Origin of the sequence: Blastococcus sp. Marseille-P5729, from assembly GCF_900292035.1 — a bacterium.
In the GTDB taxonomy this organism is placed as follows: Bacteria; Actinomycetota; Actinomycetes; order Mycobacteriales; family Antricoccaceae; genus Cumulibacter.
Genome location: NZ_OMPO01000002.1, coordinates 599,048 through 619,775, shown reverse-complemented (window position 1 = coordinate 619,775; position 20,728 = coordinate 599,048). Strand labels below are relative to the sequence as shown.

Below are 20,728 nucleotides of genomic sequence, written 5' to 3'. Positions count from 1 at the left end.
CCGATCGCCTTCGATGTCGCCCGGCAGCCTTCGATGACCCCCGGCGGTTAGGTCCAACCGGAGGTTGGACCTACAGCGAGATGTTAGGCCGTTCACGGTCGTTACCATTCCGTGATCAAACGGCGTATGGTGGTCGACCGTCCGAGGCGCGCCATACGGCGCCGATGGACGACGACCTGAACCCCAGCGCGACGGATACAGTTGATTCATTGATGACCCAGCAGTCCTCTTTGTCCGACCGAACATCCACTACCGAGGCTGCGGCCGGCGCCACACCGGCAGCCCCGTCCGACGAACCACGTGACGCCAAGCGCAAGCTCGACCTGTCGCTTAGCAGCCTGACTGCGGGATCGCTGGCCGCGATCACCGCCGCTGCCCTCGGTGCCCAGCTCGGCGTCGCCGGCACCATCATCGGCGCCGGCGTAGGCAGTCTCATCTCGGCCGTCGCAGCCGCCATCTTCCGGGTCTCGCTGCAGGATGGCCGCGCCCGCCTCCGCGAGGCCTACGACCGGGCGGCACAGTTGCGGACGCGCGGCGACCTGCTCGCGTCGTCCGGCGATAGAGGCACGAGCGTCATGACTGGGGGCCCGCATGTGCCCGCCGCGACTGGCGACTCCGACCCGACGGCGCAACGTCCCGCGGACGAGCCCGTGGACGAAGAGCAGCGCATCCCGCTGCGGAAGTGGAACAGGATTCCGGCATCGAGATGGCGCCTGGTGCTGCTGGGTGCCGCTGCTACCTTTCTGGTCGCTCTCGGGCTGATCACCGCGTACGAGGCGATCGCCGGACAGACGCTCTCGGGTGAGCGCGGAACCTCCATCACCCGGGTGGTCAACGACGGGCCTGATGGCGGCGAGACGTCGACCGACGTCCCGCAGAATCCGGATGGGCCAGCGTCGGGCACCACTGCTCCGCCGTCCGGCCCGACCGGCGGCCGTTCGGAGCCGGCGCCAACCACGGCGCCACCGGTGTCGCCGACGGCACGGACCGAGCAGCCCGCTCCCGAGCCCACCGCTCCGGCGCCCGAGCCTCCCTCCCCGCCCCGAGGCCCAGGCCTGCGGCTGCGGCGTCCGGCGGCACAGCCTAGATTTCCATCAGAACGAGATCCCGGTCAGAAGGGGCGCCAGCCCACGGCCCCGGGCCGGGACAGGCGGCAGCCTGCGATCCCGTCAGAAGGAGGCCCGCGCGCGGTGAGAGGATCGGGCGAGAGGGAGGGGTGGGCGTGAGCGGGGGGAATAATGCCCTCTTGCTCAGTACAATCCCGCTTGCACGATGGACACTGTGTAGCAGGCACCCAACACGGAGGACGATGCGAGTGAGCGAGACACCTACGCTTCCGGACGGCCTGGTGGTGGTTGTGAAGTCTGAGTGCGCCACCTGTCAGCTCGTCGCCCCGCTCCTTGCCGAGCTGCCCAGCGCGACCGTCTACACGCAGGACGATCCGGCATTCCCTGCCGGTACCGATCCCATCCACGATGACGATCTGGCCGTCAGCTGGCACCACGACATCGAGACCGTGCCGACGCTGATCCGTGTCGTGGACGGCGAGGAGGTCGAGCGCACGATTGGCTGGTCGCAGGACGACTGGCAGCGGATCACCGGCATCGCTGACCTGGGCAGGGACCTCCCGGTGATGCGCCCGGGCTGCGGGTCGATGTCGGTCGATCCCGACAAGGTCGACGAGCTGCGGGTGCGCTTCGAAGGAGGCGTGCTGCACGCGCGACGGATCGAGCTGGCCGACCTCGAGGACGAGCACGAGGCGATGTTCGCCCGCGGCTGGACCGACGGCCTGCCCGTCGTCGCGCCCACCGAGGAGCGTGTCCTCCGCATGCTCGACGGCACCACGCGTGACCCGTCGGACGTCGTCTGCCTCGTCCCGCCCGATCTCGTCGAGTGCACCGTCGAGAAGGTCGCCATCGCCGCCGTCATGGCCGGCTGCTTGCCCGAGCACCTCCCGTGGGTGCTTGCCGCGCTCGAAGCGGTCTGCACTGACGAGTTCAACATGCACGGCGTGCTCGCCACGACGATGCCGGTCGGCCCGGTCATCGTCTGCAGCGGCCCAGGCACGCAGGCGATCGGGATGAATTCCGGCGTCAACGCGCTCGGTCAGGGCAATCGGGCGAACCTCACGATCGGGCGCGCCGTCCAGCTCGTCGTCCGCAACGTCGGCGGTGGACGTCCCGGTGAGGTGGACCGTGCCACGCACGGCAACCCCGGGAAGCTCTCGTTCTGCTTTGCCGAGCGCCCCGACTCGCCGTTCGGGACCCTCGCTGAGAGCCGCGGCGCCGCCCCCGGCAGGGATGCTCTCACCGTCTTCGCCGGCGAAGGCCCCCGGTGCGTCGTCGACCAGAAGTCACGCGACCCCGAGAGCCTCGTGCGCTCGCTGGCCGCGTCGCTCCGCACCGTCCATCACCCCAAGCTGCCGCTCGGATTCGACGCGATTCTCGTGATCGGGCCCGAGCACGGGCGCGTGTTCACCGACGCCGGGTGGTCGAGACAGCGGATCCTCGACGAGCTGCATTCCCACCTCCAGCTTCCCCTCGATGAGGTGGCGATCGGCGCCGGCGGCATGGCTGAGGGCATCGACGTCGCGGCCGGGTCCGGCGCGATCGGTGGCAGCATCGATACCGGCGACAGCGCCGGAGGCACCGTCCCGAAGTTCCGCAAGAACGGGATCCTGCTCGCGTACGCGGGCGGCGAGGCTGGCCTGTTCTCTGAGATCATCGCCGGATGGGTCAACGGGGCCACCGGCTCCGACCCCGTCACCAAGGAGGTAGTCAAATGAGTGCAGCCGGACGCTTCGTGCTCGACCCAACGGGAGAGCGCAACGTATCCGAGCGCCAGCTCCTGGATCGCCCACCGTCCATCGACGGACTCCGGATCGCGCTCCTGGACATCTCCAAGCCCCGCGGCAACGTCTTCCTCGACCGGCTTGAGGAACTGCTGACTGCGGACGGCGCCCGCGTCACCCGCTACGCCAAGCCGACCTTCACCAAGCCCGCGCCGGTCGACCTGCGCCACGAGATCGCCACCCAGTGCGACTCGGTCATCGAGGCGCTCGCCGATTGAGGCAGCTGCACGTCGTGCAGTGTGCATGACATCAGCGACCTCGAGCTGCGAGGCATCCCCGGCGTCTTCGCCGCCTCAGCGGAGTTCGTCTCGGCTGCCGAGGTGCAGGCCGTCTCGCTCGGCTTTCCTTCTGCGGCGCGGGTCTTCACCCCGCACCCGATCCAGGACCGCACAGACGACGAGATGCGCGCCTACGCCGAGGCGGCGTACGCCGACATCGTTGCGGCCATCACGGCCTAGCCGGCCCCGCGTGCTGGTTCGCCAGCGCCGGCGGTCGTTGTCGGTGGTGGCGGGCATCGTTGTCCTGCGTCGTCTCTGCCGGCCTGCGGCCGTCGTCGACGAGCGTGTGGCTCTGACCGGTCGTCCGATGGACGGCGTAGCTGGGGGTGGGGCGCGGGGCCTTTATGCTCCGTCGATGAGCCGCGCTACCGCGCGCTCGATGGCGGCGAGGTGCTTGTCGGGATCCTTGAGTTTGCGGGCCAACGTCGGCGCGATGGTGACCCCGTCCTCGTACTGCTCGATCACTCGCGGGTCGATGTAGGACTTCTTGGCGATCGTCGGCGTGTTGCCCAGGTACGCCGCGACCTCCTCGACGGCGGCCTTGATCGCCCGGTTACGAGAGGCCTTGGTGTCACCCGGCTCGTCGCTCTCGGCCAGCGCCGTCGCGGCGATAACCGTGGCGTGCCAGGTGCGGAAGTCCTTCGCCGTCAGATCCTCCGAGACCATCTGCGAGATGTACTCGTTCACTGCGGTCGCGTCGAGGTCGGCCCACGCGGCGGCCCCCTTGTAGGCCAGCAGCCGATCCGACCCGCCGCGCCGCCTGCGCATCAGGTTCAGCGAGTCGATGACGACTGGGTCGCTGATCACGATCGAGTGCTCGATCCCGGACTTGCCGACGAAGGAGAACACCAGATCGTCACCGCGCCGCCGAACGTGCTTGCGTAGGAGGGTGGTCAGCCCGAACGATCCGTTCGCGTCGGCGTACGCGTCGCTGCCGATCCGGAAGTAGCCGAGATCCAGCAGCCGGGTGGCCGTCGCGGCTGCGCGACTGAGCGGCATGCCGTCTGTCGTGAGATCCGCGATCATGCGGGTGCGGGCACGCGCGAGCCGCACGCCGGCGTCCTTCACGCGATCGAACTTCAGCTCGTCCCGCTTCGTCCGCCACGCAGGGTGGTAGACGTACTGGCGCCGTCCGGCGTCGTCGGTGCCGATCGCCTGGATGTGGCCGTTGGCGATCGGGCAGATCCACACGTCCTTCCAGGCCGGCGGGATGGCCAGCGACTTCACCCGGTCGACGTCCTCAGCGGACAGTGGCTTGTCGTGCTGGTCGCGGTAGGAGAAGCCCCGTCCCGCCCGCCGCCGGCTCCAGCCGGGGGATCGAGGGTCGACCCGTCTCAGTCTCATGCGCACGACTCTATGTCTGCAACAGGAGGACGACGTGTGCACCAAGGTTCTCGTCTCGGCCACCATCATCGGTCTCGTCACGGGGCTGACCGCTTGCTCCAGCTCCAACAAGGGAGAGCGAGACGGGTCCGATCCAGATCTCCGGCTCATCTACGGTCGCGCCGAAGACCACCATGATGACCAGCGAGCTGCCAATCGCGCTCGACTCGTTGGCGATCGTCGTGAACGCCGAGAACACCGACGTCGACGACATCACCCTCGACGAGCTCAAGCAGATCTGGGAACCCGACTCCGAGGTGACGAGCTGGTCCGACGTCAACCCCGACTGGCCGGACGAGGAAATCGGGCTCTACGGCCGCCCGGAGGAGTCAGGCACCTTCGACTACTTCACCGAGGCAGTGGTGGGCGAGGCCGGGGCGATCCGGCCGGACTACGAGACGGATTCCCGCGGCCGTCGCGCTGCTGGTCATCCTCTCGACTTCGGCCCTGACGCGCGCCGCCGCGTTGCTGGATCCCAGCGATCCGGCCATTCGAGCTGAGGGTCACGTTATCGCTGCGACGTACGAGGAGCTCGCCGAAGGCCGCACCGCAGCGTACGACGAACGCTACTGAGCGCGGGTGCGGGCTAGGGCGAGCCCGACGAGGTCGTGGTGGCCACCGCCGACACGGTGACCGCGGTGATGATCGCGCTGCGCACGTCGTCGATGGCCTTGCGAACCGCCCGTCCGCTCGCGTCGCTGGCTGCTATGGCCTTCATCCGCTCCTTGACGTCGCGCTTGTCGGCGTCCGGGAAGGCCTGCTTGTGCAGCTCGGTCGCCTCGATCAGCGCGACCAGCGCGGCAGTGCGCGGGTCGGCCGGCATCTGCTGGAGCACGACGGCGTTGAGTCGGGTCCGGATCTCCCGCTCCGGCGAGGCCTGCGTGGGGTGATGACGACTCGACGGGATGATCCCGAAAAAGTGGCGCCTCCCCTCCGTCACGATGCCCGCGTCGATGAGCTGCTCGGCCACCTTCGCGCTCATCTTCCGTCCGTACTTGGTGACGAAGGACTTCGTCTTGCGGCGCTTCTCACCCGCCGCGGCGAGCAGCTCGTCGATGACCGGATCGCCGGTAGGACTCGGATCGACGACGGTGACCTGGCCATCGGTCAGGTCGACTCGACCGAGCAGGGCGAGCTCGGCGACGACGGCGCCGGCAAGTCCGTAGTCGATCGTGTCCGATTTATGCTTCTTGCCCGACTCGTCGTCCAGCGCGATCAGCAGCAGTTCCTGGGTGAGTGGAAGACTCATGCCCCCACGCTAGGCCGGGCCGTGTGAAGTCCGGATGGATTCGACGCCCGGCACGGCGCGCTCATAGGTTGGGGGCAAAGACTCATCAACGACTCGCTGTCTGACGCTCTCTTCGACATCCGGCGACAGACCGGGGCGGGGTTGGCGATGTGAACGACCCGCGGGAGCAGCAACGCCTACTGTCGGCCGAGGGAGAACAGCAGGCGGCCAATCTGGGAGCAGCATTCACGGCCCACGCCATCACCGCGGGCGAGTTGCTCACGAGTCCGTTCTGGCGCTGCCAGGACGCCGCGACGATCGCCTTCGGACGCGGTGAGGTCGACGACCAGCTGATGGGTCTGCTGTCGGACGACGCCGGTCGACGGGGGTTGGCGGCGGTTGACGCTCGATCGACCGCTTGACAGGGTTGTGCAGAGCAACTCATCCATTCGGGCGTCCGCCGCCCACTTTGGGAGGAAGCATGACCAGCGACAGCGAGACCATGGAGATCACCCACCTCGGCGGGTCCGCCCTCGGCTACCGGCTCGGCAAGGCATACGACCCGACGCTGCCCACCTTGGTCATGTCCAACTCGTTCAGCACCTCGGCCGAGCTCTACCGTCCGCAGTTCGAGGACGACGAGCTGGCCCAGACCGCCAACCTGCTGGCGATCGAGCCCTACGGCCACGGCCTGACCCGCGCTGGCCTACACGACTTCACCTACTGGGACAGCGCGATCGCCAACATCCAGGTGCTCGACGCGCTCCGTATCGAGAACGCCTTCGTGCTCGGCACCTCGCAGGGCGGCTGGATCGCCGCCAGGATGGCGATGCTGGCGCCGAGCCGGATCAAGGGAATCGTGCCGCTCGGCACCTCGATGGACTACGAGAGCGAGCGCAGCCGCGAGCTCGGCTGCTGGGACGGCATCGAGTTCTGCACGCCCGCGATCGACTCCCTCGCCGTCGAGGTCGGTGACGACTGGGTGATCCCGACCGAACTGGTGGACGCCGTCCTCGAGGCCGGGTTGGGCGACACGGTCAGCGACGAGGACCGTACGTTCTGGCACGAGACCCACCAGCAGAACTACCGCGGAGACGACGGCCGCCAGCGGCTGCGCACCATCAGCATCAACCTCCGCGACCGGGACGGCCTCCTCGGCCGCCTCGACCAAGTGCGCTGCCCGATGCTCTGGCTGCACGGTACGGCCGACGCGGTGTACTCGGTGCCCAACGCCGAGGACGGCATCGCGCGGTTCACTCGATCCGAGAACGCCGAGCTGAAGGTGATCGACGACGGCCAGCACTTCCTCAGCGCCTCGCACCCGACCGAGGTCAACGCCGCGACAGCGGAGTTCATCCGCAGGTGGTCCTGACGGAAGGTTGTGGCGTCTCGGCGTCGGTCGCTGGCGCTCCCTCGCTCGACGACCGTGGGGTGTGGTGCTGCCGGGAGGGTGTGGCGTGTCGGTGTCGGTCGCTGGCGCTCCCTCGCTCGACGGCCGTGGGGTGTGGTGCTGCCGGGAGGGTGTGGCGTCTCGGCGTCGGTCGCTGGCGCTCCCTCGCTCGACGACCGTGGGGTGTGGTGCTGCCGGGAGGGTGCGGCGTCTCGGCGTCGGTCGCTGGCGCTCCCTCGCTCGACGACCGTGGGGTGTGGTGCTGCCGGGAGGGTGCGGCGTGTCGGCGTCGGTCGCTGGCGCTCCCTCGCTCGACGACCGTGGGGTGTGGTGCTGCCGGGAGGTTGTGGCGTGTCGGCGTCGGTCGCTGGCGCTCCCTCGCTCGGCGACCGTGGGGTGTGGTGCTGCCGGGAGGGTGCGGCGTGTCGGCGTCGGTCGCTGGCGCTCCCTCGCTCGGCGACCGTGGGGTGTGGTGCTGCCGGGAGGGTGCGGCGTGTCGGCGTCGGTCGCTGGCGCTCCCTCGCTCGACGGCCGTGGAGTCAGCCGCGGGGGACGAGGGCGAGCTGGCGACTCTGCGCCACCATCCAGCCGTTGTCGTCCCACGCCACGCCGTCCTCCTCGAGAAAGCCGTTGCTGACGAACCGGGTGGTGAACTCGCAGCGCAGCCAGGTGGTCCGCGGCCGCGCGCGGACGTGCGTGGTGAGCTCGACGGTCGGTGTCCACGAGACCGGCAGCGCCGCGTTGAACGCAGTCGGCGGGAACGCGTCGATCGCCAGCAGCAAAGCGATCGAGTCCATCGGCTCGTCGTCCAGCAGCCGGAACCAGCCGCGAACGAGCGCTTCGCCGTGCGGCTCGCCACGCAGGAACCCGACATCGTCGGGATGCAACCGCAGCTCATAGTTGTGCATAACCGGCGGAGGGAAGGGTTTCTCGCCCGGGACGGCGCGTACGCAATGCTCCGGCGCAGGCAGCTCTGGTGGCCCGGCATTCACTCGCTCGACACTGCCAGAGGTCTCGTCCAGATCCCCGAAGGCGCCCGTCGCGTGGAGCAATAGTCGGTCGCCGGCGTACATCTCACCAGTGACCGTCGTGAACGACTTGCCCGACTTCAGCACCCGCGGCCGCGCCAAGACCGGACCCGGTCGGCCGGGGGAGAGATAGTGCGCGGTCATCGACACGACGTCCGGGCGGCCACTCTCGTCGCGCAACGCCCGCGCCAGCAGACTGAGCAGGTAGCCGCCGTTGGCGTTGCCCACGATGTCCCAGCCGTCGTGAATGCGCCCGGCCCACTCGCCGCCGGCCGATCTACTCATCGCGGTGGCGGCGGCGAATCGTTCGAAGGGTGAGTCGTTATCGCGGTGCTCGGCAGGGCGCATGGTCGAGAGCCTAGGGGATCCTCGTGCCGAGCACCCGGTCGGCCTACTCGCCGATCGCCTCCAGCAGTGCGTCGCAGAACGCAGGCAGGTCGTCGGGCTTGCGGCTGGTAATGAGGTTCTCGTCGATGACGACCTCCTCGTCGACCCACTCGCCGCCGGCATTGCGGACGTCGGTCTGCAGACTCGGCCACGAGGTGAGCTTGCGTCCGGACACAACGTCCGCCTCGACCAGCATCCAGGCCGCGTGGCAGATCACGGCGACCGGTCGACCGCTGCCGACGAACTCACGCACGAACTCGACGGCGTTCTCGTCCATGCGCAGCGCGTCGGGATTGGCCACCCCGCCCGGCAGTACAAGCGCGTCGTACTCCGCAGGCTCGGCGTCCGCAACGAGCGCGTCGACCTGCTGAGTGTCGGCCTTGTCCAGATGCTTGAACATCTGCACCTCGCCGGATTCGGTGCTCAGCAGCACCGGCTCGTGACCGGCATCCGTGACCGCCTGCCACGGATCGATGAGCTCCTGCTGCTCGATACCTTCAGGGGCGACGAGGAATGCGATCTTGCGTGCCATGGAACGCTCCGATCAGTCTCGGGTTCAGGTCTGCAGGTACTTCTACCCGATCGACCGAGTGCTAACCACGAGCGCTCAGCGACCTGGTTGCTGGCATCGTTGACGCTGAGACGTCTCTGCCGGCCAGCCGACATAGAGGAGCGTGTCGTTAGATGGTGGCGAGCTGGGAGTTGTCCAGCGAGATGCCGTAGTGCTGCCGGATCGCTACCTTGCGGGCGAGATCCTCGATGATCGCCGGCGCGAAGTCGGTCTTGTACAGCGACTGGCAGCTACCGAGCCCGCCGGGGGAGAAGACGTTGACCTCCATGAGCTTGTCGCCCACGATGTCCAGCCCGACCAGGAACATGCCGTCGGCGATCAGCTTCGGGCGGACGACGTCCACCATCTGCAGCATCTCGTCGGTGACCTCGACCGCCTCCGCGGTGCCGCCCGCCGACATGTTCGAGCGGATGTCGGCGCTCTGGCTGACCCGCCGGAACGCGGCATAGTTCCCGTCGACCTTCAGCGGGCTGCCGTTCATCACGAACATCCGGATGTCGCCGTTCTTGGCCTCGGGCAGGAACTCCTGCGCGACCACGTAACCGTCGCGCGAGATCGCCTCGATGATCTGCGACAGGTTGGGCGACTCCTTGCTGTTGACGAGGAAGACGCCACTGCCGCCAGAGCCCTGCAGCGGCTTGAGCACGGCCCTGCCGCCCAGGTCCTTCACGAAGTCACTGATCATGCCCTCGTCCCGGGAGATCAGCGTCCGCGGCCGGACGATCTCCGGGAAGTGCTGAAAGTAGGCCTTCGACAGCGCGTTAGCGAGGCTGTTCGGATCATTCACCACGAGGACGCCGGCCGCCGCGAACAGCTGGCCGAATGCGACTCCCGCGTTGTTCGCCCACGGAGCGCTCTCGGCGTCGTCCGCCGGGTCGCTGCGCAGCATCACGACGTCGAACTCGTCGATGCACTTTTGGTGACCGCGCCCCTTCTGGACGTCGGCGAGGTACTTCTCCAGCGACTTGTACGACTTCGCGGTGCTCTTGCGGCACATCGCCGAGAGCGACCCATCCGGCTCGTAGGCGAAGTCGCCGATGCCCATCAGCCAGGCCTCGTGGCCGAGGTTAGTAGCGGTCATCGCGAGCCGGGTGGTGGTGTAGACGTGCTTCTCGGTGCTGACGTCGTTTACGACGAAGCCGATCTTCATGCTGCTCCTTGAGTGAGGGCTGTCAGGTCGGTGACCCGTGCCGCCTCGACGAGGCGGGTGGTGCTCTTCGGATCCTCCAGATAGTGCGGTCGTACCAAAGCGGGCCGGAGGATGCCGCGCTCGGCGAGATCCTCGATATGCGGGAGATCCTCAAGGGCGAACTTGCCGCGCCACAACAGCTCAAGAGGGCCGCCGTTGCGGAGGTGCCCCAGGAGGTCGACCAGCCCGCGGAGGTAGATCGCGTCCTTGGTCATCCCGCCGGCGCGGTAGGCGCGCATCGTCGTGATGAACGCGCCGCGGCTCTGAAAGCCGTCGTCCAGCAGCGCCTGGAAGGCCTCAACGAAGCTCGCCCCGTGGACCCGCCGGTGCGCGGTCAGCACTCGGCCGGCGAGCTGACGCAGCCGCGCGGTAGTCAGGCCCGCGCAGGCGATCTCGGCGAGGACGGCCAAACCTTCCTGGGTCTCGTCGTAGCCGGCCAGCCCCGTTCCCAGGCAGGTGATCGGCTGGTCGGCCCCGTTGATCTGGGTGACCAGGTGCGTGCCGACCTCGTGCTGCAGCAGGGCGTACGCGCGCTGACCGGTCACCGTAAGGTCGGCTCCGATGAGCAGCATGTTGCCCGAGACCATCACGCCGACCACGTCGTCGCGGATCTCGGCGTCCACGTCGATTCCCGGCGCCTCGGCCCGGTAGCGGTTGAGCTCGTCGCAGGCCATGTCTAGGAACTCATGGGCGTTCAGGACGTTCTGCTTCGGCGAGGGTGCGCTGACTGCCTGCAGCACTCCTTCCGCCTGCCTGCGCAGCGTCGGGGTGATCGCGCCGTACAGCTCGATGCTCAACGTCAGGAAGTCCTCCGTGCAGCGAGCCTCGAGCATGTCGAGCTGCAGCTCGATCTCATGGTGCTTGGCGCGCAGCAGGCTGCCCAGCGTGCTGTCCTCGACTTGCGAGACGTCGATCCTCGCCAGCCGCCGCTTGAGCTCTGCCGGGTCGATCGCGAGCGGACGGTAGTCGAAGTCCGGCTCGGTGAGCTTGCCGGCGACGAACTCGTCCCGGAAGTGATCGGCGTTGGTCGGCGACACGCCGAGCAGGAACTGGAAACTGCCCGCGAGCTCTGCCAGCTGGGCGTCGATCTGCAGGTCGTGCTCAGAGAGTGTCGTCCCTTTTCTATCCACGGATCTGCTTCAGTGCCTCGAGTACCGGCGCAGCCGTCTTCTCCAGCGCGGCCGCCAGCTCGTCGAGCCGGGCCTCGTCGGGGACGCCGGTCCATTCGTCCATGAACGTCTTCTTGAACTCCAAGGCGAGGGCGCAGCCGACGCCCGGGTAGCGCTCGTGCGTCCACCGGGCCAGGTTGGCGCCCTTGAAGCGGACGTTCTCGCGCACGTCCATCTGCCCAGTGGAGGTCTCGACCTGCCCGAGGCTTGTCATGAACGCATCGACCACCGGGCCGAACCGGTCCCGATCGAGCGAGCCGGTGCCGACGTTGACGTCGGGGTTGTCCTCTTGCGGAGAAGGGTCGCCCTCGGCGCCGTCCCGCCGGTGGTTATAGGAGTGGACGTCGTACAGCACGAACGGCCCGCGGGCCGCGACCTCGTCGAGCCGCGCCGCCAGCTTCGAGTAGAAGTCGTCGTACAGCTCGAGGCTGCCCTCGACCAGCTTCTCGTCGAGCGGGTTCTCGCGCCAGACCTCCAGGTCCCAGCAGTCCTCCGGCGTGCGGTAGACGGCCTCCTCGCGGGAACGGTTCAGGTCGATCTCGAAGCGAGAGCGATGCACGATCACCCGGGCGGGCATCCGCTCACCGATCCGGTCGGTGAAGGGGTCCTCTTCGCGGAATCTGGTCTGCTCGTCGAGCACCATCGCATCGGCGACCGCGCTGCGTAGGTCGTGGCCGGTGTGGATGGCGGTGGTGACGAGCTGTCCGCTCCAGTCACCGATCAGCTCGAATACTGAGTCGTGGGACGGAGAATCGCTACTGGATCGGGGCATGCAACCAGAACTACCATCTCTCGGACGGCGTCGCCCGCCGAACCCGCAGATCGCGGCGCAGCCTCACACCCGCCAAGCGACCGGCCGCCCAGCCGGCCAGACGGCCCGTCGGGCCGCGCGGACGATCCAGTTGTGCAGCGGCGTCCTGCGGATAGGGTGAACGCATGGCCGACATCGCATTCGTTCAGCATGAGATCACCGCGCGCGTCCCCGAGCTCACCAACCCGACGTCGATCATCGAGGTGCCCCTCACGATCCGCATCGATCCGTTGTCGGGCCGCAGCTCGCGCCTGATCACCGGCACCAAGCTGGCCCCGACCGAGCGCCCCGACCTTTCCGCACTTATCGCCGAGCCGCCGTTCTGCCCGTTCTGCGAGAGCAAGATCGAGATGGCGACCGGCATCTTCGACGCGGCGATCACGGACGAGGGCCGAATCCGGCGCGGCGCGAGCGCGATCGTGCCCAACGTTATGGCGTACTCCGAGTTCTCGTCGGTCGGCCTGTACGACACCACGCGACACTTCGTCGATCTCGACGAGCTGACTGCCGAGCGGGTCGAGGACCTCATGAACGGGTTCGTCGCCTACACCAAGGGCGTCCACGCCCTGCGTCCGATGTGGTCGTCGGTCAACGCCAACTACCTCCCGCCGAGCGGCAGCAGCCTGGTGCACCCGCATGCGCAGTCCGCGCACGACGACTTCGGCACATCGACGCAGCGGCGGCTGGTCCAGCTGTCTAACGAGTGGTCGGGCGAGTCGTACTGGTCCGACCTGATCGAGGCAGAGGAGGGTGGCCCGCGGTGGATCGGGCAGAGCGGTCGGGTGTCGGTGCTCACCCCGTGGGCGCCGCTGGGCTTTCACGAGGTGTGGGCGATCGTCGACGGCTGCGAGGACATCACCGACCTCACCGAGTACGACGTGGCCGACCTCGCGGCGACCATGTCGGCGGTCTTCGGCACCTACTACGAGCTCAATCTGACCTCGTTCAACTGGGCGCTGTACGGAGGTGGGCCCCGGCGCAGCGACAAGTACTCGCTGCTGTGGCGGATCGTGAGCCGCTCGAACGCCGATCCCATGTACCGCAGCGATGTGACCTACTTCGAGAAGCTGCACGACGAGGCCATGGTGGACACGACCCCGGAAGCGGTCGCAGCCGCCGTCCGGGACCGCTTCACGACCTGACGCCCGCCGCTGATCCCCGCCGCCCAAAGGGCATTGGCGCCTACGCCACCAACATCGGTGGCGTCGGCGCCAATGTCGCGTAGTGAGGCTGAGCTGGTTGGAGGAGGTGAGGCGATCCTCCCCCTAGACACTTGGTTGATATTTCAATCATAACTGAAGCGCGGCGAAGGGTGTGGCGCAGCCCACGTTATGTCTATGCTGCGGTCAAACAATCCACTCGACCGACCAGCGGAGCGTGCCCATGTACCCAGGTGCCCATGCCCAGACCACCCCGGATAAGCCGGCGATCATCATGGCCGGTTCCGGCGAGCAGCTGACCTACGCCGAGCTCGAGGAGAAGTCGGCCAAGCTGGCCCGGGCGCTGCACGACCTGGGGCTGCGCAAGGGTGACGTGTTCGCGATGGTGTCGGACAACCAGGCCGAGTGCTTCGTTGCCTACTGGGCAGCATTGCGCTCCGGGCTCTACATCACGGCCATTAACTTTCACCTGACGGACGGCGAGATCGCCTACATACTTGAGGATTGCGGCGCCAAGGCCGTCTTCGCCAGCGGCTCGGTCGGCGAGCTCGCCAGCCGATCGGCGGACCAGGTCGCCGCGGTGGAGCACCGGATCGCGTTCGCTGGATCCATCGAGGGCTTTACCGACATGGATGCCCTGATCGCGGGCGCGGGGGAGCCGTTGGAGGACATGCCCAGCGGAGCAGACATGCTGTACTCCTCGGGCACGACCGGTCGTCCTAAGGGGATCAAGGCCGCCCTCCCCGACCGGCGGATCGACGAGCCCGGCAACGCGTTGGTCGTGCTCGCCTCCATGTTCTTCGGAATGGACGACCAGACCGTGTACCTCAGCCCCGCGCCGGTGTATCATGCCGCGCCGTTGCGGTGGTGTGCCACCGTCCAGGCGCTCGGCGGCACGGTGGTGATGATGGAGCGCTTCGAGGCGGAGCCGATGCTGGCCGCGATTGAGAAGTACCAGATCACCGCGACCCAGGTCGTGCCCACCATGTTCGTGCGCATGCTGCAGCTACCGGAGGAGGTGCGCGAGCAGTACGACCACTCGACGCTCCGGGTGTGCATCCACGCCGCCGCTCCCTGCCCGCCCGAGGTCAAGCAGGCGATGATCGACTGGTGGGGACCGGTGCTGGTCGAGTACTACGCCTCGACCGAGGGTGCCGGCATGACGATCGTGACCTCGGAGGCCTGGCTCCAGAAGCCGGGCACCGTCGGGAAAGCAGCCCTGGGAACCGTGCGCATCTGTGACGATGAGGGCAACGAGCTGCCGACTGGCGAGGCGGGCATGGTCTACTTCGAGCGGGATGAGGAGATCTTCGAGTACCACAACTCACCGGAGAAGACCCAGGAGTCGCGCAACCCGAAGAACCCGCTGTGGACGACGGTCGGCGACATCGGGTACCTCGACGAGGACGGCTTCCTGTTCCTGACCGACCGCAAGGCGTTCATGATCATCTCCGGCGGCGTCAACATCTATCCGCAGGAGATCGAGAACGCGCTGGCCCTGCACCCGGCGGTGTACGACGTCGCGGTGATCGGCCTGCCCGACCCAGAGATGGGCCAGCAGGTCAAGGCGGTCGTCCAGCCCCGCGAGGATGTGACGCCATCGGACGAGCTGGCCCGGGAGATCGTGGACTTCCTGCGTGAGCGGATCGCCGGCTTCAAGCTTCCGCGCTCGGTGGACTTCGTCGACGAGCTACCGCGGACCCCGACCGGCAAGCTCGTCAAGCGGCAGGTGGTCGCGCTGTACGACGGCAGTGCTGGCTAGCTCCCAGGGCGGTCATCGGGTCGGGTGTCGACCGTAACTACGCAGATCTGGACCGTCGAGTGCAATGTGCTCTTTGGGTGCCGGATCTGCGTAGTTTTCATCGCGCCGGCTTAGTCGGCGGGGATGTGCTTGGCCGTCTCGGCTGCGACGGCGTCGTCGATGCGCTGCCGGCGGCGGCGCAGCAACAGCGCTACCCCGCCGAGGAATACCAGGGCGACGAGCCCAATGGCCGCCCACCAGCTGCCGGCGACCGCCAGCAGCCAGGCGTGGACGACGGCCAGGCCGACGGTCGAGTAGAGAACTGACCAGAGCGTCGCGCCGACCGCCGTGGCGGGGATGAACCGCCGCAGCGGCATGCGGGTGGCGCCGGCGGCCAGCAGGACCGCTGTCTGCAGCCCGATGGTGACGAAGCACAGCGCGACGGCGACGACGCCGTACCGATGCAGCAGTACGATCGCGCGCTGGTAGGTCGGGTTCTCCCGGCGCTCGGAACGGACCTCGCGGTAGCCGCGGTTGGCGCCGCGGCCGACCCAATAGGTGCCGTTCGCCCGAGCGAACCCGATCGCCCAGAGTGTCGGCAGAACGAACGCGAACGGCCAGGAGAGGATCTCGTCGAACATCAGCGTGCGTCACCACGAGGCCAGTGGCGCGGCGTCCCGCCTACCGGTCGCATGAGCCCTCCTCGCCTCCCAGGCAAGGGTACCTTCACCGCGTCGGCCCGCCTCCGCGTCGGAGGTGGCGCTGCCCCAGAGCCGGCCTTGTCTCGGGGCGCACCCCGAACTAAGGTGCGATCTACGCCACACCGATGCCGATCGCAGCCGCGGGGCGTCAACCCGGTAACCCGGTCGTGCGGTCTGCCGCTGGGGCCCGAGAAGGAGCAACCCTCGATGACGACCACCGAGAACGAGATCGACGTCGAGTCGATCAACCTGACCGACCCGGACTTCTGGCGATTGCCGCTCGAGCAGCGTCAGGCCGGCTTCGCCGCCTTGCGTCGCCACAAACCCATCGCGTTCTTCGAAGAGCCTGAGCCCGCGCCCGTGCTCGGCATCCCGAGGGGGCCCGGTTACTGGGCACTCACCCGCTACGCCGACGTCATGGAGGTCAGCCGCACCCCGGAGGTCTGGTGCTCCGGGCTCGGATCGACGTCCGTCACCGATCTGTCGGCCGAGGCCAACGAGTTCTTCGGGTCGTTCATCGTGATGGACGACCCGAAGCACAAGCGCCAGCGCGGCATCGTCGCGCGTCGCTTCACTCCCCGCCAGCTCGCCAAGGTGCTCGACAATGTCTCGGACGTCGCCGACGAGATCATCGACGGCATCATCGACAAGGGCGAGATCGACCTCGTCGAGTCGGTGTCGATCCCGTTCCCGCTGCTCATCATCTGCGACATGATGGGCATCCCGCGCAGCGAGTTCAAGACCGTCGCCGACGCCACGAACAAGATCCTGGGCGCCGGTGATTCGGAGTTCCGGACCGAAGAAGACCCCATGCAAGCCGCGTTCAACGGCGCGCTGACACTCGTTGCGCTCATGCAGGAGCTCGCTGAGCACCGTCGTAAGAACCCTACCGACGACCTGACTTCCCAGCTGGTGAACGCGGACGTCGGCGAGGACGTGCTGACCCCTGAGGAGCTAGCGCCGTTCTTCATCCTGCTCGCCGTGGCGGGCAACGACACCACCCGCACCGCGATCAGCCACGGTATGCACTACCTGAGCCAAAACCCCGACCAGCGGCGAATCTGGCAGCAGGATCCGGCCGGGGTCGCACCGACGGCAGTGGAGGAGATCGTCCGCTACGGGGCTCCGGTGGTGTTCATGCGCCGCACCGCCACGCGAGACACGACGCTGGGCGGTCGCGAGTTCACGAAGGGCGAGAAGGTCGTCATGTTCTACGGCTCGGCGAACCGCGACGAGGCGGTGTTCAGCGACCCGGACAGGTTCGACGTGCTGCGCAAGCACAATCCGCACGTCGGGTTCGGGGGACCGGGACCGCACTTCTGCCTCGGCGCGCACCTCGCTCGTCGCGAGCTGTCGGTCATGTTCCAGAAGCTGTTCGCCCGGTTGCCCGATATTCAGGCAATCGAGCCGCCCGAGCTGCTCGACCCGGCCGCGATGCCCTTGGTGACCGGGGTGAAGCGACTCAAGGTTCAGTTCACCCCAGGTGGTACGGGAAAGGCGCTGTGATGAAGGTGATCGTTGACTTCGACGTGTGCGAGTCGAACGGGATCTGCATGGAGACCGCACCCGAGGTCTTCAGGCTGGACGACGAGGACTACCTCCACGTGCTGCAGGAGAACCCCTCCGAGGACCTGTACGACGCAGTCGAGCAGGCCGCGGTGCGCTGCCCGAAGCAGGCCATCACGATCGAGGACTAGCGCGGTCGGTCCGAGCAACGAACGCGATGCGGGGCTGTGATTCGCTCTCAGCCCCGCATCGTGAGTTCTCGTCGTAGCCCGCTACTTCTGGTACGGCGTCTTGTACTCCTTGGCCTCGTCGGATGCATGCAGATCCTCGACGATGCTCAGGCCGCCCTCCGCGGCCTTGTCGGCCTCGAGGATGTACGCCTCTCGGGTGGACGGCGCACCCGGGTCGGAGAGATCCTGCTCGCCCATCAGTCCGTCGCTGGTCACCGAGGTGATCTTCTTGCGCGCGTCGAGCAGGCCCTGGCGGGTCATGTCGCCGTCCTCGCACGCGGTATTGAGAACCTGGCCGTAGGTCAGGCCCCACACGTAGGCCATGTTGGTGCCGATGTTCGGCGGGTCCTGCGACATGCCCTTGTACTTCTCGAGCAGATCCTTCGCCTTCTCGATGTCGGTGCTGACCGGAGCGGTCGACTGCACGAGATAGAAGTTCTCCAGGCCCGCCTCGACGGCCGCGTCGGTGAGCAGGGTCGGGGCGTACGCCGGGTTGTTGCCGACCAGTGGCACGTTCAGGCCCTGCACCTGGTTCTGGATCGCGACGGAGCCGGTGGCTGCCGGCGGCACCGACAACGCGATCGCCTTGACACCGTCCGCCTTCAGCTTTGTGATGGTCGCCGTCATGTCGGTGTCGGTAGCCGAGATCTTGGCGCCGATCAGGTTGATGTCGTGGTGCTTGGCGTACTCGGTCGCGCCGAGGAATCCGTTCTGGCCGAACTCCGAGTCGACGTAGATGTGCCCGACGGTGTCGCCGTCCGCGATGAGGCCCTCCTTCTGTAGGTACGCAAGGCCGTTGATCATCTCGACGTCGTAGGTCTGGCCGAGCATCAGGATCGCGTCGGAGTCCAGGTTCACTGAGGCCCACGAGCCGGGCACCGTGAGCATCTTGTCGGCATCGATCTTGGTCTTCAGCGCGGCGAGCATCGGGAGCCGACTAGGCTGACCATGCCCAGGGAGTTGCCCTTCTCGGCCTCGTAGAGGCTCACCGCCAGATCGGTCTTGTAGTTGGAGTCCTTGACGTTGACGACGATGTCGCGCTCGCAGATGCCACCGGCCTCGTTGACCTCGTCGGCCCAGATCTTGATGCCGTACGTGTAGGCGAGGGACTGCACCCGGAAGACGCCGGAAAGGTCTTCGATCTCGAGCAGGTGAATCTCGGAGTCGGTGACGCCGAAGTCCGTCTTGAAATCACCGCCGTCACCGCCACCTTGGTTGCTCGCCTTGGTCGAGCAGCCGGTGAGAACGAGGGTGGCGGCCATTCCGAGGCCGGCGGTGGTGCGGACGAGGCGACCCATGTGTGCTCCAGACGTCGATAGTTTCTTTACATCGATGTCAGGTTCGCAGGCTACTCGGGGGTAAACAAGAATTTAACGTCGAGGCGTCCGTCTCAGTTCATTCGCGATGCTAAGGACCACGAGCCGGCCACGCTTAGGAATCGAAGCCGACCCAGACGGCGGCGTCCTCGATTGATTTACGGCGCGAGACGACATCATTCGCCGGGAAGGTCTCATCGGGATAGCCCATGGCCACGCAGATCATGATGACCTCGTCGTCGGCGATACCGGCGTGCTCGCGTACGACCGGTGACTGCATGATGCCCTGGCTGTTGATCACGCAGCCGAGACCCCGCGACCACGCGGCGTTCACCAGAGCGTTCGTGACCGCGCCGCAGTCGAAGGGCGCGATGTCGTTGTCGAGCAGCTCTCGGTCGTAGGTGATCACGATCGAGACCGGTGCGTCGAACTGACGGAAGCCGCGAAGCACCCAGTCCTGCCGGGCTGCCTTGTCGTGTCGCTCGATGCTCATCGCCGCGAAGAGCTGCTTGGCGATCTCGATCTGCCGCTCGCGGTGCTCCCCCTGGTACTGCTCGCTGACCCGGAACTCCCGGGAGTGCGGAACGCCGGCGAGGTTGCGCTCGGTATTGCCGGCGCGGATGCGATCCAGCGGCTCACCGGTGACGACGTAGAAGTGCCACGGCTGTGTGTTCAGGGAGGACGGCGCCCGCATCGCCATCTCGATCACCTCTCGGATGACCGCGCGGGGCACCGGGTCGGGCTTGTACCCGCGAATGCTGCGCCGTCCGAGCACCACCTCGTCGTACTTCACTGTGGTTCTTGACCTTTCGCTCGAGCTGCTCGATTCGCACTGGGACAGTGCCGAGGCCAGGATGCCATGCTCGGGACGACGGCGACGTCTCCGTCAGAGCGGTCTGCGATACCTTGGCGGTCGAGAACCGACACCGGCGCCGACGGAGATCCTCATGCCTGACCAGCCCGACATCCACGCGTTCGACGATGCGATGGCGCTGGAGGCCGTCGGAGAGGGCCGCATGCGGGGGCGGACGACCGAGCCCTACGCCAACATGATCGGGCCGTTCGGCGGTGTCACCGCCGCGGTGATGCTCCGCGCGGTGGAGCTGCAGGACGAGCGGCTGGGCGACCCGGTCGCATTCACCACGAACTTCGTCGCTGCCGTCTCGCCGGGGGAGTTCGACATCCTCACCCGGTGCGTGCGCACCAACCGCTCGACCCAGCACTGGATCATCGAGATGACCCAGGAGGACCACGTCGTGGCGACGGCCACCGCGGTGACCGGCGTCCACCGCGATACCTGGTCCGAGACGGAGGCGAGGCCTCCGCAGGCACCCGAGCCGGACGCCGTCCCGCTGGCGGAGAAGCCGCCGATGGCGTGGCCGCAGCAGTACGAGATGCGCTTCGTTCAAGGCCCGCTCAGCTTCACCGGCCAGCCCAACGACAGCTCGACGACGATCATGTGGACCCGGGACCAGCCGCCGCGTCCGCTGGACTTCGCCTCGCTGACGGCGCTGTGCGATGTGTTCTTTCCACGGGTCTACGTGCGCACCGGCCAGCAGATGCCGATCGGCACGGTATCGATGACGGTCTATTTCCATGCCGATGCTGCAGAGGTCGCCGCGCAGGGCAGCGAGCATCTACTCGCCACCGCGAAGGGGGCGCGTTTCGACCGGGGGTTCTTTGACCAGTCCGCGCAGCTGTGGGGCCACGACGGCACGCTGCTGGCCAGCAGCCATCAGATCGTCTACTACAAGGGCTGACGAGGCGATCCCGTCGGGCGGACTCGTGG

22 protein-coding genes are annotated in these 20,728 nt (G+C 67.4%); 11 read left to right on the top strand and 11 right to left on the bottom strand.

Features of this window, described 5'->3' with window-relative positions; genetic code table 11:
• Positions 1-212: 212 nt before the first annotated feature.
• The 3 genes from DAA40_RS11515 to DAA40_RS16910 all read left to right on the top strand — a co-directional run bounded on the left by DAA40_RS11515 (position 213) and on the right by DAA40_RS16910 (position 3,309).
• Entirely contained in the window at positions 213-1,226 is a 1,014-nt protein-coding gene (locus tag DAA40_RS11515) for a hypothetical protein (protein WP_106849851.1), read from the top strand.
• An 89-nt stretch (positions 1,227-1,315) separates the two neighbouring features.
• A complete protein-coding gene (locus tag DAA40_RS11510; protein ID WP_234356348.1) occupies positions 1,316-2,785 on the top strand; it encodes a thioredoxin family protein in 1,470 nt (489 codons plus the stop codon).
• Entirely contained in the window at positions 2,782-3,309 is a 528-nt protein-coding gene (locus DAA40_RS16910) for a UGSC family (seleno)protein (RefSeq protein WP_304529203.1), read from the top strand. The genes DAA40_RS11510 and DAA40_RS16910 overlap by 4 nt, the downstream gene beginning before the upstream one ends.
• Before the next feature lie 162 nt (positions 3,310-3,471).
• Here DAA40_RS16910 and DAA40_RS11495 read toward each other — a convergent pair whose 3' ends face one another.
• Entirely contained in the window at positions 3,472-4,473 is a 1,002-nt protein-coding gene (locus tag DAA40_RS11495; RefSeq protein ID WP_106849847.1) for a DNA topoisomerase IB, read from the bottom strand.
• 173 nt (positions 4,474-4,646) lie between these two features.
• On the opposite strand from DAA40_RS11495, the gene DAA40_RS11490 reads away from it, so the two are divergent.
• Positions 4,647-5,012, top strand: coding sequence for a substrate-binding domain-containing protein (locus tag DAA40_RS11490; RefSeq protein ID WP_234356347.1), 366 nt, complete (start codon positions 4,647-4,649; stop codon positions 5,010-5,012).
• A gap of 86 nt (positions 5,013-5,098) precedes the next feature.
• Here the strand turns inward: DAA40_RS11490 and DAA40_RS11485 are convergent, their stop codons facing one another.
• Positions 5,099-5,761 carry a GPP34 family phosphoprotein gene (locus DAA40_RS11485; protein WP_106849845.1) on the bottom strand — a complete coding sequence of 221 codons (663 nt, stop codon included), beginning with the start codon at positions 5,759-5,761 and terminating at the stop codon, positions 5,099-5,101.
• Between the two features lie 149 nt (positions 5,762-5,910).
• On the opposite strand from DAA40_RS11485, the gene DAA40_RS11480 reads away from it, so the two are divergent.
• Both DAA40_RS11480 and DAA40_RS11475 read left to right on the top strand, forming a co-directional pair.
• On the top strand, positions 5,911-6,162 hold the full coding sequence (locus DAA40_RS11480; RefSeq protein WP_106849844.1) for a histidine phosphatase family protein: 252 nt from the start codon (positions 5,911-5,913) through the stop codon (positions 6,160-6,162).
• Between the two features lie 59 nt (positions 6,163-6,221).
• The gene (locus tag DAA40_RS11475) at positions 6,222-7,112 is read left to right on the top strand and encodes an alpha/beta fold hydrolase (protein ID WP_106849843.1); all 891 of its coding nucleotides are present in this window, start codon (positions 6,222-6,224) and stop codon (positions 7,110-7,112) included.
• Between the two features lie 557 nt (positions 7,113-7,669).
• Here DAA40_RS11475 and DAA40_RS11470 read toward each other — a convergent pair.
• The 5 genes from DAA40_RS11470 to DAA40_RS11450 all read right to left on the bottom strand — a co-directional run bounded on the left by DAA40_RS11470 (position 7,670) and on the right by DAA40_RS11450 (position 12,246).
• Positions 7,670-8,506, bottom strand: coding sequence for a thioesterase family protein (locus DAA40_RS11470; RefSeq protein WP_199849715.1), 837 nt, complete (start codon positions 8,504-8,506; stop codon positions 7,670-7,672).
• A gap of 43 nt (positions 8,507-8,549) precedes the next feature.
• Positions 8,550-9,077 carry a type 1 glutamine amidotransferase domain-containing protein gene (locus tag DAA40_RS11465; RefSeq protein ID WP_106849842.1) on the bottom strand — a complete coding sequence of 176 codons (528 nt, stop codon included), beginning with the start codon at positions 9,075-9,077 and terminating at the stop codon, positions 8,550-8,552.
• 148 nt (positions 9,078-9,225) lie between these two features.
• Positions 9,226-10,266 (bottom strand): glutathione synthetase, encoded by a 1,041-nt coding sequence (locus DAA40_RS11460; RefSeq protein ID WP_106849841.1) that lies wholly within the window; start codon positions 10,264-10,266, stop codon positions 9,226-9,228.
• Positions 10,263-11,435, bottom strand: coding sequence for a flavohemoglobin expression-modulating QEGLA motif protein (locus DAA40_RS11455; protein WP_106849840.1), 1,173 nt, complete (start codon positions 11,433-11,435; stop codon positions 10,263-10,265). Before DAA40_RS11455 ends, DAA40_RS11460 begins: the two co-directional genes overlap by 4 nt.
• On the bottom strand, positions 11,428-12,246 hold the full coding sequence (locus tag DAA40_RS11450) for an N-formylglutamate amidohydrolase (protein WP_106849839.1): 819 nt from the start codon (positions 12,244-12,246) through the stop codon (positions 11,428-11,430). The genes DAA40_RS11455 and DAA40_RS11450 overlap by 8 nt, the downstream gene beginning before the upstream one ends.
• A 164-nt stretch (positions 12,247-12,410) precedes the next feature.
• Here DAA40_RS11450 and DAA40_RS11445 point away from each other — a divergent pair, with 164 nt between their 5' ends.
• Both DAA40_RS11445 and DAA40_RS11440 read left to right on the top strand, forming a co-directional pair.
• Positions 12,411-13,427 (top strand): hypothetical protein, encoded by a 1,017-nt coding sequence (locus DAA40_RS11445; protein ID WP_106849838.1) that lies wholly within the window; start codon positions 12,411-12,413, stop codon positions 13,425-13,427.
• A gap of 241 nt (positions 13,428-13,668) precedes the next feature.
• Positions 13,669-15,207, top strand: a complete 1,539-nt coding sequence (locus DAA40_RS11440; RefSeq protein ID WP_106849837.1) for an acyl-CoA synthetase — start codon at positions 13,669-13,671, stop codon at positions 15,205-15,207.
• 110 nt (positions 15,208-15,317) lie between these two features.
• On the opposite strand, the gene DAA40_RS11435 is transcribed toward DAA40_RS11440, so the two are convergent.
• Positions 15,318-15,827 carry a DedA family protein gene (locus DAA40_RS11435; RefSeq protein WP_106849836.1) on the bottom strand — a complete coding sequence of 170 codons (510 nt, stop codon included), beginning with the start codon at positions 15,825-15,827 and terminating at the stop codon, positions 15,318-15,320.
• A gap of 267 nt (positions 15,828-16,094) precedes the next feature.
• Here DAA40_RS11435 and DAA40_RS11430 point away from each other — a divergent pair, with 267 nt between their 5' ends.
• Both DAA40_RS11430 and DAA40_RS11425 read left to right on the top strand, forming a co-directional pair.
• On the top strand, positions 16,095-17,393 hold the full coding sequence (locus DAA40_RS11430; RefSeq protein ID WP_106849835.1) for a cytochrome P450: 1,299 nt from the start codon (positions 16,095-16,097) through the stop codon (positions 17,391-17,393).
• Positions 17,393-17,584, top strand: coding sequence for a ferredoxin (locus DAA40_RS11425; protein ID WP_106850139.1), 192 nt, complete (start codon positions 17,393-17,395; stop codon positions 17,582-17,584). The genes DAA40_RS11430 and DAA40_RS11425 overlap by 1 nt, the downstream gene beginning before the upstream one ends.
• An 81-nt stretch (positions 17,585-17,665) precedes the next feature.
• Here the strand turns inward: DAA40_RS11425 and DAA40_RS11420 are convergent, their stop codons facing one another.
• The 3 genes from DAA40_RS11420 to DAA40_RS11410 all read right to left on the bottom strand — a co-directional run bounded on the left by DAA40_RS11420 (position 17,666) and on the right by DAA40_RS11410 (position 19,732).
• Positions 17,666-18,550 (bottom strand): ABC transporter substrate-binding protein, encoded by an 885-nt coding sequence (locus DAA40_RS11420; RefSeq protein ID WP_106849834.1) that lies wholly within the window; start codon positions 18,548-18,550, stop codon positions 17,666-17,668.
• Positions 18,535-18,921, bottom strand: coding sequence for a hypothetical protein (locus DAA40_RS11415; RefSeq protein ID WP_106849833.1), 387 nt, complete (start codon positions 18,919-18,921; stop codon positions 18,535-18,537). The genes DAA40_RS11420 and DAA40_RS11415 overlap by 16 nt, the downstream gene beginning before the upstream one ends.
• Positions 18,922-19,054: 133 nt before the next feature.
• On the bottom strand, positions 19,055-19,732 hold the full coding sequence (locus tag DAA40_RS11410; RefSeq protein ID WP_106849832.1) for a nitroreductase: 678 nt from the start codon (positions 19,730-19,732) through the stop codon (positions 19,055-19,057).
• 154 nt (positions 19,733-19,886) lie between these two features.
• On the opposite strand from DAA40_RS11410, the gene DAA40_RS11405 reads away from it, so the two are divergent.
• Positions 19,887-20,699 (top strand): acyl-CoA thioesterase II, encoded by an 813-nt coding sequence (locus DAA40_RS11405; protein ID WP_106849831.1) that lies wholly within the window; start codon positions 19,887-19,889, stop codon positions 20,697-20,699.
• Positions 20,700-20,728: the final 29 nt, after the last annotated feature.

Bases quoted from the DNA above. Each gene is read 5' to 3' on its own strand.
- DAA40_RS11470 (WP_199849715.1), bottom strand. From the start codon at position 8,506: ATGCGCCCTGCCGAGCACCGCGATAACGACTCACCCTTCGAACGATTC.
- DAA40_RS11465 (WP_106849842.1), bottom strand. From the start codon at position 9,077: ATGGCACGCAAGATCGCATTCCTCGTCGCCCCTGAAGGTATCGAGCAG.
- DAA40_RS11435 (WP_106849836.1), bottom strand. From the start codon at position 15,827: ATGTTCGACGAGATCCTCTCCTGGCCGTTCGCGTTCGTTCTGCCGACA.
- DAA40_RS11445 (WP_106849838.1), top strand. From the start codon at position 12,411: ATGGCCGACATCGCATTCGTTCAGCATGAGATCACCGCGCGCGTCCCC.
- DAA40_RS11415 (WP_106849833.1), bottom strand. From the start codon at position 18,921: ATGGGTCGCCTCGTCCGCACCACCGCCGGCCTCGGAATGGCCGCCACC.
- DAA40_RS11405 (WP_106849831.1), top strand. From the start codon at position 19,887: ATGCCTGACCAGCCCGACATCCACGCGTTCGACGATGCGATGGCGCTG.
- DAA40_RS11430 (WP_106849835.1), top strand. From the start codon at position 16,095: ATGACGACCACCGAGAACGAGATCGACGTCGAGTCGATCAACCTGACC.
- DAA40_RS11420 (WP_106849834.1), bottom strand. From the start codon at position 18,550: ATGCTCGCCGCGCTGAAGACCAAGATCGATGCCGACAAGATGCTCACG.
- DAA40_RS11460 (WP_106849841.1), bottom strand. From the start codon at position 10,266: ATGAAGATCGGCTTCGTCGTAAACGACGTCAGCACCGAGAAGCACGTC.
- DAA40_RS11495 (WP_106849847.1), bottom strand. From the start codon at position 4,473: ATGAGACTGAGACGGGTCGACCCTCGATCCCCCGGCTGGAGCCGGCGG.
- DAA40_RS11475 (WP_106849843.1), top strand. From the start codon at position 6,222: ATGACCAGCGACAGCGAGACCATGGAGATCACCCACCTCGGCGGGTCC.
- DAA40_RS11450 (WP_106849839.1), bottom strand. From the start codon at position 12,246: ATGCCCCGATCCAGTAGCGATTCTCCGTCCCACGACTCAGTATTCGAG.
- DAA40_RS11440 (WP_106849837.1), top strand. From the start codon at position 13,669: ATGTACCCAGGTGCCCATGCCCAGACCACCCCGGATAAGCCGGCGATC.
- DAA40_RS11485 (WP_106849845.1), bottom strand. From the start codon at position 5,761: ATGAGTCTTCCACTCACCCAGGAACTGCTGCTGATCGCGCTGGACGAC.
- DAA40_RS11515 (WP_106849851.1), top strand. From the start codon at position 213: ATGACCCAGCAGTCCTCTTTGTCCGACCGAACATCCACTACCGAGGCT.
- DAA40_RS11490 (WP_234356347.1), top strand. From the start codon at position 4,647: ATGATGACCAGCGAGCTGCCAATCGCGCTCGACTCGTTGGCGATCGTC.
- DAA40_RS11425 (WP_106850139.1), top strand. From the start codon at position 17,393: ATGAAGGTGATCGTTGACTTCGACGTGTGCGAGTCGAACGGGATCTGC.